The sequence below is a fragment of the uncultured Pigmentiphaga sp. genome, from assembly GCF_937950555.1.
Taxonomy (GTDB): Bacteria; Pseudomonadota; Gammaproteobacteria; order Burkholderiales; family Burkholderiaceae_B; genus Pigmentiphaga.
This window is the reverse complement of record NZ_CALFCW010000046.1, coordinates 111053-125554: the sequence shown is the minus strand read 5'-3', so window position 1 is coordinate 125554 and position 14502 is coordinate 111053. Positions and strand designations below refer to the sequence as shown.

At 67.6% G+C, this 14502-nt stretch carries 15 protein-coding genes and 1 pseudogene; 8 read left to right on the top strand and 8 right to left on the bottom strand.

All coding sequences use genetic code 11. The features are described from left to right. Window positions 1-3: 3 nt before the first annotated feature. The 3 genes from Q0319_RS12565 to Q0319_RS12555 all read left to right on the top strand — a co-directional run bounded on the left by Q0319_RS12565 (window position 4) and on the right by Q0319_RS12555 (window position 2979). Window positions 4-705 (top strand): isochorismatase family protein, encoded by a 702-nt coding sequence (locus Q0319_RS12565; protein WP_299452993.1) that lies wholly within the window; start codon window positions 4-6, stop codon window positions 703-705. 185 nt (window positions 706-890) lie between these two features. Next, complete coding sequence (locus Q0319_RS12560) at window positions 891-1763, top strand: ATP-binding protein (RefSeq protein WP_299453058.1); 873 nt, start codon at window positions 891-893, stop codon at window positions 1761-1763. Between the two features lie 85 nt (window positions 1764-1848). Beyond that, on the top strand, window positions 1849-2979 hold the full coding sequence (locus Q0319_RS12555) for a thiamine phosphate synthase (protein WP_296470011.1): 1131 nt from the start codon (window positions 1849-1851) through the stop codon (window positions 2977-2979). Between the two features lie 83 nt (window positions 2980-3062). Here the strand turns inward: Q0319_RS12555 and Q0319_RS12550 are convergent, their stop codons facing one another. The 4 genes from Q0319_RS12550 to Q0319_RS12535 form a co-directional block, all read right to left on the bottom strand. Beyond that, window positions 3063-3278: a DNA gyrase inhibitor YacG gene (locus tag Q0319_RS12550; protein WP_296470008.1), complete on the bottom strand. Its 216-nt coding sequence runs from the start codon at window positions 3276-3278 to the stop codon at window positions 3063-3065. 61 nt (window positions 3279-3339) lie between these two features. Beyond that, window positions 3340-4095 carry a cell division protein ZapD gene (gene zapD, locus Q0319_RS12545; protein ID WP_296470006.1) on the bottom strand — a complete coding sequence of 252 codons (756 nt, stop codon included), beginning with the start codon at window positions 4093-4095 and terminating at the stop codon, window positions 3340-3342. A gap of 160 nt (window positions 4096-4255) precedes the next feature. Next, window positions 4256-4939, bottom strand: a complete 684-nt coding sequence (coaE, locus tag Q0319_RS12540; RefSeq protein WP_296470003.1) for a dephospho-CoA kinase — start codon at window positions 4937-4939, stop codon at window positions 4256-4258. Further along, window positions 4939-5790, bottom strand: a complete 852-nt coding sequence (locus Q0319_RS12535) for an A24 family peptidase (RefSeq protein WP_299452988.1) — start codon at window positions 5788-5790, stop codon at window positions 4939-4941. The genes coaE and Q0319_RS12535 overlap by 1 nt, the downstream gene beginning before the upstream one ends. A 167-nt stretch (window positions 5791-5957) precedes the next feature. Here Q0319_RS12535 and Q0319_RS12530 point away from each other — a divergent pair, with 167 nt between their 5' ends. Then, window positions 5958-6776, top strand: coding sequence for a copper resistance protein NlpE N-terminal domain-containing protein (locus tag Q0319_RS12530; RefSeq protein WP_296469997.1), 819 nt, complete (start codon window positions 5958-5960; stop codon window positions 6774-6776). A 14-nt stretch (window positions 6777-6790) separates the two neighbouring features. Here Q0319_RS12530 and Q0319_RS12525 read toward each other — a convergent pair whose 3' ends face one another. Both Q0319_RS12525 and Q0319_RS19360 read right to left on the bottom strand, forming a co-directional pair. Then, the gene (locus Q0319_RS12525; protein ID WP_296470052.1) at window positions 6791-7270 is read right to left on the bottom strand and encodes an FCD domain-containing protein; all 480 of its coding nucleotides are present in this window, start codon (window positions 7268-7270) and stop codon (window positions 6791-6793) included. A gap of 45 nt (window positions 7271-7315) precedes the next feature. Continuing rightward, a pseudogene (locus tag Q0319_RS19360) lies at window positions 7316-7417 on the bottom strand (GntR family transcriptional regulator); the annotation flags it as partial. A 28-nt stretch (window positions 7418-7445) separates the two neighbouring features. Between Q0319_RS19360 and Q0319_RS12520 the strand changes: the two are divergent. Next, a complete protein-coding gene (locus Q0319_RS12520; RefSeq protein WP_296470048.1) occupies window positions 7446-7895 on the top strand; it encodes a hypothetical protein in 450 nt (149 codons plus the stop codon). A 60-nt stretch (window positions 7896-7955) separates the two neighbouring features. On the opposite strand, the gene Q0319_RS12515 is transcribed toward Q0319_RS12520, so the two are convergent. Further along, window positions 7956-10184: a glycoside hydrolase family 31 protein gene (locus Q0319_RS12515; RefSeq protein ID WP_299452955.1), complete on the bottom strand. Its 2229-nt coding sequence runs from the start codon at window positions 10182-10184 to the stop codon at window positions 7956-7958. A gap of 311 nt (window positions 10185-10495) precedes the next feature. Beyond that, window positions 10496-12370, bottom strand: coding sequence for a bifunctional tRNA (5-methylaminomethyl-2-thiouridine)(34)-methyltransferase MnmD/FAD-dependent 5-carboxymethylaminomethyl-2-thiouridine(34) oxidoreductase MnmC (mnmC, locus tag Q0319_RS12510; protein ID WP_299453056.1), 1875 nt, complete (start codon window positions 12368-12370; stop codon window positions 10496-10498). A gap of 74 nt (window positions 12371-12444) precedes the next feature. Between mnmC and Q0319_RS12505 the strand changes: the two genes are divergently transcribed. The 3 genes from Q0319_RS12505 (at window position 12445) to Q0319_RS12495 (ending at window position 14490) form a co-directional block, all read left to right on the top strand. Further along, on the top strand, window positions 12445-13317 hold the full coding sequence (locus Q0319_RS12505) for an inositol monophosphatase family protein (RefSeq protein WP_299452952.1): 873 nt from the start codon (window positions 12445-12447) through the stop codon (window positions 13315-13317). Window positions 13318-13429: 112 nt separating this feature from the next. Then, entirely contained in the window at window positions 13430-14146 is a 717-nt protein-coding gene (locus Q0319_RS12500; protein WP_296469665.1) for an isochorismatase family cysteine hydrolase, read from the top strand. Next, window positions 14143-14490, top strand: coding sequence for a cupin domain-containing protein (locus tag Q0319_RS12495; RefSeq protein WP_296469667.1), 348 nt, complete (start codon window positions 14143-14145; stop codon window positions 14488-14490). Before Q0319_RS12500 ends, Q0319_RS12495 begins: the two co-directional genes overlap by 4 nt. The last annotated feature ends 12 nt before the right edge of the window (window positions 14491-14502 follow it).

Below are 14502 nucleotides of genomic sequence, written 5' to 3'. Positions count from 1 at the left end.
CATATGACCGTTTCTCAAAACCGGCCTCGGCCCTGGGACGGCATCATTCCAGAAGAAGAAATCGCGATTTATCGCAAGGCGGGATGGGGAGCGCCCAGCGGAATCGGCAAACGGCCAGCTCTTCTGGTAATCGATGTTCAATATCGCTCGATGGGTTACGAGCCGATGCCGATCATGCAGGCGATCGACACCATGCCGACCAGTTGCGGGGAATATGGGTGGCGAGCAGTCCCGCAGATCGCCCGCCTGCTGCAGACCTTCCGCGAACTCGGAGCCCCCGTGCTCTACCCGTACGTCGCGCCCAAGAAGCCGCATGACCAAGGGCAGTTCGAGCGCAAGGTGCCGGGCGTCATGAGCGTGCCCCTGCGCGACTACGACTTCGTTGCGCAGGTTCAGCCGATATCGGGCGAAATCACCATTCCCAAGTTTCAGGCCAGCGCTTTCCAGGGCACCCCCCTCGCCAGCTACCTGGTCGGACTGGGAGTGGATACGGTGGTCGTCACGGGCTGTACCACCAGCGGGTGTGTCCGCGCGACTGCCGTTGACGCCTGCGCCATGAACCTGAAGGTCGTCGTACCCGAAGATGCGGTATATGACCGCTCGCAAGTGTCCCATGCGGTGAACCTCTTCGACATGGCGAGCAAGTATGCGGACGTACTTCCCACCGAGGAGCTGATTCCGTTGCTGCGCCAGCATCGCTCGTAACGTTCCAGAAGCGGAGGACCGGCCCTCCTGCGCACCTTTGAAAAAAATGGTGCAATACCAGGTGCCGTGAACGGCCCGCAGCGTGTCGGCGCTGCGGGCCGTCGCTCAAGAACCCAACGCACCGGGGCCGGCCGGCCCCGGCCGACGATAGGAACGCTGCTGTGCCGAACGAGTCTTCTCCTTCCATCGATCTCGCTTCCTTCCTGAAACGCGCCGAAGGCGTCCTGGCGCAACTCGAAGCCTGGCTCCCCCCCGCGCCCCCGCCCATAGACTGGAATGCCCATGCCTTCCGCTGGCGCAAGCGGAGCACGCGCGGCTGGCTGGAGCCGGTGCGGCACATCGCCCGCATCCACCTCGATGACCTGCAGCACATCGACCGCCAGAAAGAGGTGATCGACCGCAACACGCGCCAGTTCCTGGAAGGCAAGCCGGCCAACAACGTCCTGATGACGGGCGCCCGGGGCACGGGCAAGAGCTCGCTGGTGAAAGCCATGCTGGCTGCCTACGCCGAGCGCGGGCTGCGCCTGATCGAAGTCGACAAGGGCGACCTGGGCGACCTGCAGGAAATCGTCGAGCTCGTGGCCGAGCGGCCTGAGCGCTTCATCATATTTGCCGACGATCTTTCGTTCGAAGAAGGCGAGGCCGGCTACAAGGCGCTTAAGTCCGTGCTGGACGGTTCCATCGCCGCCGCCTCGCAGAACGTGCTGATCTACGCGACCTCGAACCGGCGCCACCTGATGCCGGAATACATGCACGAGAACCTGGAGGCCAAGCACCAGAGCGACGGCGAAATCCACCCCGGCGAAACCGTCGAGGAAAAGATCTCGCTATCGGAACGCTTTGGCCTGTGGCTGTCGTTCTACCCGTTCAAGCAGGACGATTACCTCGACATCGTGGCCCATTGGCTGCGCGAGCTGGGATGCAGCGAGGAATCCATCGAGCGCTCCCGGACCGCCGCGCTGCAATGGACCCTGGAGCGCGGCTCGCGTTCCGGACGCGTCGCCTGGCAGTTCGCGAAAGACTGGGCGGCCAAAGACGAACAGCGCGGCGCCCGCTGACCTCGCAAAGCCCGGCCTTCGCGGGCGCAAGGCGGCCGCGGCTGCGCCTGCGCCAGGTGAAACCGCACATCCAGGAAGACGTGGAATGACCAAGAAACCCGACACTGCCGGCAAAGTCGTGGACGTCGCCGTGGGCGTCATGCTGCGGCCGGACGGGAGCTTGCTCCTCGGACAACGCCCCGAGGGCAAGCCGTACGCCGGCTGGTGGGAGTTTCCCGGGGGCAAGCTGGAAGCCGGTGAAACGGTGCTGCAGGCCCTGGCCCGGGAGCTCAAGGAAGAGCTGGGCGTGACCGTCCTGAAGGCCTTGCCCTGGGTCACGCATATCCATGCGTATGCGCATGCCACCGTCAGGCTTTATTTCTGCCGCGTCACGGAATGGGAAGGGCAACCCCGGGGGCTGGAGTCGCAAGCGCTGCAATGGGCGCGGGTACGTGCGGCCACCCCATCGGAAATCGCGGCCGCGGAGCGGGAACGCGAGGAGCGGCTCGCCCAGCTGGAGGCCCGGCGCTCGCGCGGCGAGCAGCCGACCGACCTGGAAACCGCGCAAGCTCGCGCGCAGGCGCCGGAAGACGCGCTGGGCCTCGCCCTCGAGCCGCGCATCGGGCCGGTGCTGCCCGCCACCCTGCCGCCCCTGCAGTGGCTGTCGCTGCCAGACACCTACGCCATCACGAACATCGGCTCGCCCTCCCAGGTGGAGCCCTTCCTGCAACGCCTCGACGCCGCCTTGGCGGCGGGCCTCAAGCTCATCCAGTTCCGCGAACCAGGCTGGCCCGGTGGCCCCGCGGAACCGTCGTTGCGCGAGGTGCTCAAGCGCGTCTCGGCGCGCGCCCGGTCTGCCGGGGCGCAAGTTCTCCTGAACAGCGCGCACCCGGCGCCTTGGCGCGCCGACGCCGACGGGGTGCATTTACGGTCGGCGGACCTCGCCGGCGAACGACCGGAATTACCCCGCGGCGCGCGCCTGGGCGTGTCCGTGCACACCGAGGAAGAATTGGAATGCGCCCGCCGGCTCGGCGCTGACTTCGCGGTATTGGGCCCGGTGCTGCCGACCGCGTCGCACCCGGGCCAGCCGGCCCTGGGGTGGGAAAGATTCGCCGCCCTGGCGCTGCACGCGGGCCTGCCGGTGTTCGCGCTCGGCGGCCAGTCGGCACGAACGAAAGCCCTCGCGCTCGAGCATGGCGCGCATGGCATCGCCGGAATCGGGGCGTTCTGGGGGTAGTGACCCGCCGCATGCCGGGCCGCTGGCCGACAGCTCCCGTATCCCGTACTACGCGCCGCGCGCGGCAATGGGGCGGATGCGCCTCAGTTCATCGAACGCGGCGGCGGGTAAAGGCGCTCGGCCGTATCGCCGATGAGATCGTCGGTTTCCAGCGGCGCGCCCGGAATGGCGAATTTCTCGGACGCCCATGCGCCCAGGTCGATCTGCCGGCACCGCTCCGAACAGAAGGGACGCCAGGCGTTGTCGGGGCTCCAAATGACAGGCTTGGAGCAAGTGGGGCATTTGACTTTCTTGACCATGGCGACATTCTAGCGAAGCGGCCGGGCGGGCTAGCAAGCGCTCCGCCCGGCGCGAGCCGCCTCAAAGGCTGTTGCAGAGCGTGAGCTGGAACGGGACGTCCATGGATACGGGCTGGGGTTTCATGTCGCCGCCCTGCGACGAGAATCGCACCGAGACCATGTACTTGTTGGCGCTGACCTCGGGAAACACGCCGAGGCCCTCGTCCACGCGAATGCGCAGCAGCTGGTAGGCCTTGCCCCCAAGCATTTGCTGGAAGGCCCCGCCTTCGGCCATGACGCTGACCTGCCGTCCCGACTCGCGCAACATCTTGAGCACGATGGCCAGCCCGTCCCGCATGGGAAGGAAAGGCTCGACCCACTGGGAGAGGTCCTGCACCCGCTGTTCCGCCGGCTTGTGTTTCCAGGCGTGGTAGGAAGGCACGTCGAACTCGCAGGCGCCCCCGGGGATGGCGAGCCGGCTGCGGATGCTGGTGAGCCATTCGTTCTGCCGCAGCGGCATGCCGGTCTTGCCCTGCGCCACCAGCGACGAGGCGACTTGTTCGATGTTGGCGAGCATGGCATCGAGCGCTTGCCTGTCGACGTCGGGATGGTCGCGAAGCGAACAAAGCGACTGGCGGTAGCGTTCCAGGTCCTGCAGCAGGTCGGACTTCAAGTCGGCGCGCGCCGAGACATCGAGGATTTCGAACAGCGTGGTCAGTGCAACGTGATGCCCGCGCGGATCCGATTGCCGCACGAAGAAAAATAACGTATCGAAGAGGCTTTCCAGACGCAACAGCGTACGGACGCGCTCATTGAATGGATACTCGTACAAAACCACGTAGACCGTCCGGTATCGGAATTGGTGGAACTATACCTGCACAATTGGATGAAGCGACAGACGCTTCATCCGTTTCCGAACCGGCCCTCGCACGGGCACACCTCGGAACACCTCCTATGTAGGCGCATGGTCGCAACGCACATCTCGCCGACCTCAGCCTCTACTTTGACGGAGGCGCATCCGAAATTCGGTTTCGAGATGTGACTGAACCGAGGCGAGCGGCCAGCTCGAGCCACAGCCGGTGCTGGGCCAAGGCACGCTGGACGAGCTGTTCGCGCGTCGTCGAACCGTCATTGACGATGACGTCGTCGGCCACGGCCAGGCGCTCTGCGCGGCTCGCCTGGGCATTCATGATGCGGGCAATCATCTCGGGCGCGAGGCCGCTGCGGCGCTGCACGCGCTGCACCTGCGTTGCCTCGTCGCAGTCCACCACGCAGATGCGGTCTACGCGGTCGCGCCAGCGGCCGGACTCGACGAGCAGGGGCACGACGAACACTTGGTAGGCGCCCTCCCGCTCCCCAGCTTGGCGCTCGACCTCCTGCCCGATCAGGGGGTGGATGATCGCCTCCAGGCGCGCCTTGGCCTGCGGATCGGAAAATACCAGCTCCCGCATCCGGGCGCGGTCCATGGCGCCGTCCTGGCCGATCACCGAAGAACCGAACTCGCGGCGCAAGGGCTCGATGGCCAAGCCTCCGGGAGCGGTCAGCGCATGCGAGATCGCATCCGTATCGATGACCGCCGCGCCCTGCCGGGCAAGCAAGTCCGCGACGGCGGTCTTGCCCGAGCCTATGCCCCCCGTCAGGCCGACGCGCAAGAGCCTGCCGCGGGATGTATGAGTCGTCATCACCATGCGAGAAGCTTAGCCCATGCATCGCCGCCGAGGAGGCCCGCCACGCCCGCGGCGGCCAGGTAAGGCCCGAACGGCAGCGGCTGCCCCCGCCGGATCCTGCCGAGAAGGAGGAGCCCCCCCGCCACGACGATGCCGACCAGCGAGGCCGCCACCATGACCAGCGGCAGGCTCAGCCAGCCCAGCCATGCGCCGATGGCGGCCAGCAGCTTGAAATCCCCGTAGCCCATGCCCTCTTTGCCGGTCGCAAGGCGGAAGATCCAATACACCGCCCACAGCACGCCGTAGCCTGCCATGGCGCCGATCACCGCATGGGACAAAGGCGCGAACAGCCCCCAGAGATTGACGAACAGGCCCGCCCACAGCAACGGCAAGGTCAGCGCGTCGGGCAGCAGGGAGGTTCGCAGGTCGATGACGGCCAGGGCGAGGCACGCCGCGCAAAACCCCATCGCCGCCAGCGCCGCCCACGAAACGCCGAACCGCGCCAGGCACGCCGCGAACAGCCCTGCCGCGGCCAGCTCCACGAGCGGATACTGCACGGAGATCGGCGCCCGGCAGTGGGCGCAGCGCCCGCGCAGCACCAACCAGCTGAACACCGGCACATTGTGCCGCCAGGCGATGGGGTGCTTGCAGGCCGGACAATGCGAACGCGGATAGGCCAAGTCGAAACGCTCGTGCGCCGGCGCCTCGCCGTTCAGTTCCGCGCATTGCGCCTGCCAGGCCCGGTGCATCATCTGCGGCAGGCGCTCGATGACCACGTTGAGAAAACTGCCGACGGCCAGTCCGAGCACGACCGCCGATGTCCAGGCCAGCCACGGCGTGGCCGCAAGTATTTGCACGAAAGACATAGAAGAGAGAAAAATCGCCGCGCTGCGGCCCCCCGCAAGCTTAACCGCCCCCGCGCTCCGCCGCGAAGCCGCAGCCAGGAGGAAATGTCCACCATCTCGCCCCGGGCGCGAGAACGGACGGGCGCAACAAGGTAGACTTGCGATAAACGTCAAGAGCCGGAGCCGTCATGACCAACCCGCCACTTCCGTCCCGCCCCTCTCCGTCACGCTTCGCCAGCCTCCTCGCAGCGGCCGTCGTCGCGGCCGGCCTGGCGGGCTGCGCCATCCCCTTGCCCGATCGCCAGCGTACCGAAGCGCCGAGCGACGCCGGCGCTGCCCCCCCGCCTCCCGAAATGCAGGGAACGCAAGTGGACCAAGCGCCCGTCGTCGACCGTGGCGCGCCCCTGGCCCAGCCCCAGACGTTCCGCGGCGTCATCCCCTGCGCCGACTGCGCGGGGCAGCGGATCACCCTGACCCTGCTGCCAGATTGGACCTGGCGCATGCGCCGCGTCTATCTCGGCACGCGCGACAACAAAGACCTCACCTTCATCAGCACCGGCCGCTGGGAACGGCTGGTCGACGCCCCCGAACGCATCCGCCTGGTCGGCGACCGCAATGAAGGCGGCCTGTACGAATTCCTGTCGCCCACGACCTTGCGACTGCTCGACCAGAAGGGCGAGCCCATCCAGTCGGCGCTCAACTACTCGCTCACCCAGCAGTTCGACATCGACTACATCGAGGAATCCTTCCCCATGCGCGGCAAAGTAGTCGCCAAGGACGGCGAGGCAACCTTCGCCATCTGCAGCACGGGCAAGCGCTACCCCGTCGCCAAGACCGGCCAGGGGCAGGCCCTTGTCGATGCCTATTCCAAGCTGCGCATCGCGCCGGGCACGCCGGTGCTGATGTGGATAGAAGGCCGGATCGCCCGCACGGGAGAACCGCCGCGCGATGTCGTGGTCGTCGACAAACTCACCCGCGGGATGCTGGATAGCCCCTGCGAGGACTGACGAACGTCCTCCGGTCAGCCCGCCTGGGTCATGCTGGCGGGCAGCACTGCCGCACCCGGAGTCAGGCGGGCAACGATCTGGTTTTGCACGGATACCAAATGCGCCCGCATGGCCGCCTCCGCACGATCGGGATCGCGATCCGCAATCGCGTCGGCGATGGCTTTGTGCTCACGATCCCGCTGCTCGATGCGATTGATGCACACAGGCGTAGAGCTATTGACGTGTAAGCGGCTATCGGACCCGACCCTCCTGAGCAACGCATAGAAATCCGCGACCAACGTGTTGCGCGTCGCCTCGGCCAGCTGCTTGTGAAATGCAAGATCTCCCGCCCCCCGGCTGACACCGGGCGGTGTCGTGGCGGCCTTTTGGATCCGAAGAATATCCAACGGCGTAGCTCGTACGGCCGCCAGCCGAACGAGTGCCGGCTCCAGAATCATCCTCAGCTCGATGACTTCCAGCGCGTTGGTACTGCGAACCAAGGCATCGCCGCGCAATGGCGACGCCTCCCGCCGCGCCCCCGGCCGGGGCACTTCGCCGCTACTACGAAGAACTTCCAAGGCCAGACGCAACCGATGCCGGGTCACACCCATTTGCTCGGCTAGCCGCCTTTCGGCCGGCAAGGGCTCCCCCGCGGCCAACATCTGCAGCGATTGAAATGGAACACCGCAGATGAGACTCAACCTGAAGCTCGGTCGACATCCGATCCTCATCACGCACGAAGTCCCAGCGGACGTTCTAGAAAGGCTAGACCGATTCTTCGAAATCGAACTCTACGAAGGGAAGGCTCCACCCCCGCGCGACAAACTCCTGACGCGGCTTCACGAGAAGGCGGGGGTGATTACCACGGACCGAGACACCATCGACCAAGACATGATTCCGGCCTTGCGCTCGCTGAAGGTCGTCTGCAACATGGCGGAGCACTGCGACAACCTGGACGTACCCGCCCTGACACATGCGGGAATCATGGTGACCACCGCACCCGTGCCTCCCGGCGAATCGGTCCACGAGGCGCGGGCACGCCGAGCCGCAGAGAACCTCATCGCCGCTTTCGGGTTCGGCAGAATGGGAGGCAAACCGGCGGATCTGGTCAACCCGGAATTGCTCTGCAACTGCTGCTAAGCCAGGCAATTGCTCCACCGCCAGCGCCCCGCCCTTGGGGCGCCAAGCTCGCGGAAACGACTACCGTGCCCGCGAGATTCGCACTTCCGCCCCGCGCCGCTTCACCTCCAGCCCTTCGGACGGCAGGATCTTCAAGCCCTCCAGGCCCTTGGCGTAGCTCGAGCCCTGCATCTGCATGACACGGATCTTGTTGCGCATCACGCTGGGATTGTGCACGGGCATGCCGAACAGCCAGACCTCGTCCAGCAGGCGCGCGGAATTGAATTCGCCGGTGTGCTGGGCCGCCGGCCCCAGGCACAGCATGTGGCCTTCGCGCCCGAAAACGGGCAGGTGGTCCAGGCCGCACTCGAAGGTCCACGTCGTGCCGCCCTCGTAGCGCCAGCCCGTGCGCAGGTCCCACCATGCGTCGCCCTTGGGCAAGTAGACGCGGACCTGGTTGCCCGGTTGCAAGGCCGGGGCCACCAGCAGGGCTGGGCCGAGCAGGTACTGCAACTCGTAGGCATGTGCTTCGGGATCGTCCGGGAAAGACATGGCCATGGAACGCTGGACCGGCAGGCCGGTGCGGGCGGCATCTTCGATCACGCCAAGCACGTACGGAATGAGGCGGTACCGCCATTGCATCAGCGTCTGTGCGTGCTTGAAGACCTCGTCGCCGAAGTCCCAGGGCAACAGCCCCGGCACCGCGTGGAAGCGCAAGTGCGAGCTGAACACGCCGACCGCGAGCCAACGCAGGTACAGCTCGGGCGTCATGGTGTCGAGCGGATGGTCGGGCGAGCCGATGTCGTGGGCATAGGCAGGCAGGCCGCTGGCGCCGGCAGTCAAGGCTGCGCGCAGCGATTCAGCCAAGCCTTCCCAGGTATTGGGCACCGAGGCGGAGGCCTGCATGGGCAGGCGCTGCGCGGTGGGGAAGAGGTCCCTGCTCCACACCACGCCTTCGGGTGGCGTCTTGTTCCAGGCCGCGGCCTCGAAGAGGCAGCGCTTGACCAGCATCGGGTAGACGGTGCGCAGGCGGGCGCCCTCGTCTCCGCTGCGCGCGCTCACGCCGTCGGGGATATCGATCTGTGCGTCGCAGGACACGGCATCGACGCCCTCGTCCATGATCTGCCGGACTTTGTCCCGCCAGAAATTCCACACGTCGCGATGGGTCAGGTCGAGCAGGCCAAACGGCGCGCCACCGGTGGCAGGCACGCCTGGAAATACGTGCGCCGACCCGGAGTCTTCCGTGAGCAGCCAGCCCTTGTCTTCCAGCTCCGCAAACATGGGGCTATGGGTCGGAACGCCGGGAAAGCCGGGCGTGCAGACCTTGAGATCCATGCTCTTGAACTCGCCGAGCTGTTGGCGCGGATCGGCAAAGCGCGCGGGGTCCCACTCGAGGTTCAGCTTGGCGCGCACTTCCCAGGCCGCGGGCGGTTGGAGGGAAACGGCGTCGAACGGAACGCCCCGGTTGCGCATTTCGCGCGCAACGGCAGCCAACTGCGCGACATCGGTATTGGCAGCCTGGTGCAGCCAGGTGCCCATGCTCCATAGCGTGGGCTGGCCAGCGCGGCCGGTCAGCTGCGTGTATTGGTTGAGGATTTCCGCCGGCTCGCCGGCGAACAGGAACAGGTCGAGCTTGGCGTCGGCAATGGTCAGCACGTAGCTCGACGGCGCGTAATCCTCCACCCCGATGTCGTGCACCACCGATTCCACGGTATTGACGTAGAGGCCCCAGCCGGTCGGGCTCCATGCGAGCGGCAGCGCGCGCGATTCCGGTTCGTCGGAAATCACGCGCTCGGCGCGCCGGTCGAGCATGATCTTGCTTTCGCCGAGGCCGTAAACTGCTTCGCCGGGAGCCAGGTCGAAGGAAAGCGTCCAGGACAACGGCGCTGCCGGGTCTTCCGTGCCCAGCGCAAACAGGGACTCGTCGGCCGTGGAGGCGAGCACTTTGCGCCCCTTGCGGTACAGCGCGAGGCGCACGGGATGCGTGGCGATCTCGAGCACGTTGTCGCCCTGCGCCAGGCGAAAGCCGGGATGGCCCTCGAGCTCAACCTCCTCGACGGTCGCCTCGCCGATGGCTTCGTCCCGGGCCAGCAGGTCATGCTGCGCGGCAGCGCGGGTAGCCGAGCCGGAAGCCGGCTTGCCCGTGGCAGCGGGCGTCCCGATGCTCAACCTGAACACGCCCGGCGCGCTCGCCTCGACGAGCAGGGCGAGCCCCGCGTCGGAGAGGAAATGGACGGCAGCCGGATTGGACGTGTTGAGAGTCAGGGATTCCAGACGCTGGTAGCGGGAGGAGTCGAATTGAAGTGGCACAGGTTTCCCTCGATCGCTTTCGACAGATTGGCAATAGCAAACGCAAGCCTCGCAGGCCCCGCTATCCGCCCCAAAACTGCGGGCAATGCCGCAATTTTTCGCCAAAACCTCTATTTTGACGGATTCGGGAAGGCAAATAAACCACAGGGGGTCATCCCCCCTCGCTCCGGCGCTCCCTCCGGGAGGCCCAGGCGGACGGCGCCCGGCCCCGCGTCGTGCGGACCACGACGGGAAAAACCCTGGCACCGCGCCCCGGTTCCGTCGTTTCTTACTGTTTGTCGATCCGCTATTTTCCCACGTTTCGGGCGCCTTCAGCGCCACCCGACCATACGGAGCAAATCCCCTTCGAGCGGCATGGGTTCTCCCTCCAGGGAGGCGGCCACGATGTCGCCCGCGAGGGCGGACCAGCTCAGCCCGCGGGAGGCATACCCCGCGGCCACCCAGAGCCCGGGGGCATCGGGCAGCTCGCCGATGACGGGTAGCCTGCCGGGCAGCACGGCCCGCCAGCCCGCCCAGCCCCGGATCGCACCGGGTTCGACGCGGGCAGCCAGCTCCGGCAGCAGCCGCGCGAGCCGGTCCAGGTTGAGGGCGTGCCCTGCCTGGGTCGCCGCGGCCTCTTCGGCGTCGTGCACATAGGTGCTGCCGACGACGCGGTATCCGTCCACGGGGGGAAGTACATAGCCATCCCCGGCCACGACGCAGCGCGGCTGGCCGGTGTCCGCGGGCAGCAGCGTAATCTGGCCCGCGATGCGCTTTTGCTGGAAAAAACGGCAGTCCGCGCGTCCGGGCCCCGCCCAGCCACTATCGGCAAGCAGGCGGGGCGCGTCGCCGGCGTTGGCCAAGACGACCACTCCTCCCTCTGCCAGCACGGCCCCCCCGGCATCGACGACCTGCCAGCCTCCTCCCAGCCGAGGCGCGATGCGGGCTGCTCGGCCGGCGCGCAATTCGATGCCCGGAGAGGCCAGCAACGCTTGGCAGAGCGCGTGCGGCCTCACGCGCAGCCCCCCCGGAAAGAACACGCCGCCGCGGGACGTCCGGCAGCCGGCCAGGGCGCTGGCCTCTTCCTGCGTCACGGGGCGCACCCATTCGGCAGGGAAACCCAAGACTTCCAGCATCGCATGCATGCCGGCGACCTGCCCGTCGGATTTGGCTTGCTGGACCGTGCCGCAACGGTCCACGATATGGCCGTCCATCCATGGCGCCCAGCGGGCCGCGGCGCGCAGTGCACCGGCCCGCGTCAGCCTCGCCCGCGGCGCATCGTCCTTTGCGAGCACCGGCGTGAGCGCGGCCGCCACATGTCCCGTGCCGGCCGGCGCCAGGCCGGCGGCCGCATCGAGCACCGTCACGCGCCAGCCGCGCAACGCCAGCGCATGGGCCACGCCCGAGCCGGCCACGCCGGCCCCGACGACGACCGCATGGCGCGCTGCAGGCGCCGGGGGGACCCTCGCGGCCCCCGGCCGCGCGAACCGTGGCGAGAACCGGGCGACCGTCATGTGCCGCTTGCCGCCGAACCCGGGGCGTTTCTCCACCTCGAACCCTGCGGCCTGCAAGGCGCGGCGTACCGCGCCGGCGCTGGCCCAGGTCGCCGCCGTCGCCCCGGGTGCAGCCAGCTTCGCCAGGCCCTTCATCAGGGATTCGGACCACATTTCCGGGTTGCGGGCAGGACTGAAGCCGTCGAGGAAAAAGGCGTCCGCGGCCAGCCGGAGCTGCGGCACGACCCGCTCGGCCAGGCCGAACGCCAGCGTCAGGGTGACCCGCCCGCCATCCAAGTCCAGCCTATGCAGGCCCGGCAACAGGGGCGGCCAGGCGGCGAGCAGCTGGCTGGCCATGTCCTGCCAGCCGGGTGGCGCCTGCGTGGCCAGGAGCTGCGCGAGGTCTTCCCGCGCGAACGGGTGGGCCTCGACCGAGACCACGTGCAGCCGCCCGCAGCGCTGGGGATCGTCGCGCCAGGCCCGCCAGAGGGCCAGGAAGGTCAACCCCAGGCCAAAGCCGGTCTCGCAGACGGTGAAACGTTCGCGGCCGCGCCACCTCTCGGGCAGCGCGTTGCCCGCGAGGAAGACGTGGCGAGCCTGCTCGATCGCGCCCTGGGCGGCATGGTAGATGTCGCCGTAGCGCGGGCTGTAGGGCACGCCGCCCGCCTCGAACGCGGGCCGGGAGGGAATCAAAGGGGTAAACACGGGCGCCATCATACCGCCGCCCCCTTACAACAGAGTCCTGCCCCGCTCTGACAACGCGAGCAAAGTGGACGTACACTGCCCCCATGAGCCACCCAGCCGCCCCCACCCCGGACCAAGCCGCGCCCCTAGACCTGTTCAAGGCGCTCGAAGCCGCGGTCACGGCCGCCCACGCCGGCGCTGCGATCCTGCAGGCCTACGCGCACAAGCGCTCGGAGCTGGTCATCGACCTGAAAGCGCGCAATGACCTGGTGTCGCAGGCCGACCGCGAAGCCGAGATCGCCATCATCGAGGTCCTGCGCGCACGCACCCCGCAATTCGGCATCGTCGCCGAGGAAACCGGAGGAACGCCCTCCGGCCCGGCGAGCTGGTACATCGACCCGCTCGACGGCACCACCAACTTCGTCCACGCCATTCCCCACTACGCGGTCTCCATCGCGCTGGTGGCCAACCAAGACTGCGGCGTCGCGTTCGACGACGCCAAGTGCGAGCCCGGCCCGGTGGTCGGGGTCATCTACGACCCGTGCCGGGAGGAAATGTTCACCTGCGTACGCGGCGTCGGCGCATGGCTCAACAGCCATCGCATCCAGTGCTCGCGCACCGGCAGCCTGGCCGATGCGCTACTGGCCACCGGCTTCCCGTACAGCGACATGTCCTTCACCGACAACTACCTGCCCATGCTGCGCGACGCCATGCACGGCACCCGCGGCGTGCGGCGCAACGGCGCGGCAGCGCTGGACCTCGCGTGGGTGGCCTGCGGCCGGTTCGACGGCTACTGGGAACTGCGGCTCAAGCCCTGGGACATTGCCGCCGGAACGCTGCTGGTGCGCGAGGCGGGCGGCCTGGCTTTCGACCCATACGAACGTTCTCCCTGGCCAGAGCATGGCGACATCGTCTCCGGCTCGCCCGAGATCGCCAAGGCGCTGCATGCCCTGATCGCGCCCAACCTGAAGCACTGACCTTCCCGGCCCCACCGCTGCCGCAACGGCAACGGTGCGCTCATTATTCGTTGCTTGTTGATGCGGCCCGGCGCTGTTTAACCTGCTCGGGGTCGCTATCAACGAGGACACCATGAGCGAGCTTTTCCTGCCGGCCGACCCTTACCCCTGGCCCTTCGACGGCGACCTGCAGCCCTCGAACACGGCTTTGATCGTCATCGACATGCAGACGGACTTCTGCGGACATGGCGGCTACGTGGACCAGATGGGCTACGACTTGTCGCTCACGCGCGCGCCGATAGAGCCCCTACGCAACGTGCTTGCGGCCATGCGCAGCGCAGGCTTCCACATTCTCCACACCCGGGAGGGGCACCGGCCCGACCTCTCCGACCTGCCGGCCAACAAGCGCTGGCGCTCGCGCCGCATCGGCGCCGGCATCGGCGACCCCGGCCCCTGCGGGCGGATCCTGGTGCGCGGCGAACCGGGCTGGGAAATCATTCCCGAACTGGCTCCGCTGCCGGGTGAGCCCATCATCGACAAGCCGGGCAAAGGCTCCTTCTGCGCCACGGACCTCGACCTGATCCTACGCACGCGCGGCATCCGCAACCTGGTACTGACGGGCATCACCACCGACGTATGCGTCCACACCACCATGCGCGAGGCCAATGACCGCGGCTACGAATGCCTGCTGCTCGAAGACTGCTGCGGCGCGACGGACCGCGGCAATCACGAGGCCGCCATCAACATGATCAAGATGCAGGGTGGCGTGTTCGGCGCCGTGGCCGACTCCCGCACGTTGCTGGCGGCCCTGGGCGCCAAGCTACCCGAGGCAGCGGAGGCGGCGCAATGAACGAACCGCTGGTCTTCGCAAGCGCGCTCAGCCGCGTACCTGGGCAGCTGGAATGGGGCGTGCTGCGACCGGGCGTCGCGGTGGCCTGGCTTTACCGCGAACCGAACGGCGGCCCGGCGGCCGCCTACCTGCGCTACGAGCCGGGAGCGTCCGTGCCACTGCACCGCCACCCCGGACTCGAGCACATCCTGGTGCTGGAAGGTGAACAGCAGGACGAGCGCGGCGTCTATCCGGCCGGGACGCTGGTGGTCAACCCGCCCGGCACGCAACACAGCGTCCAGAGCTCCAAGGGGTGCCTGGCACTGTTGGTCTGGAACCGGCCCGTGGAGATGCTCGAAGCCTGACGCCCGCCGGGC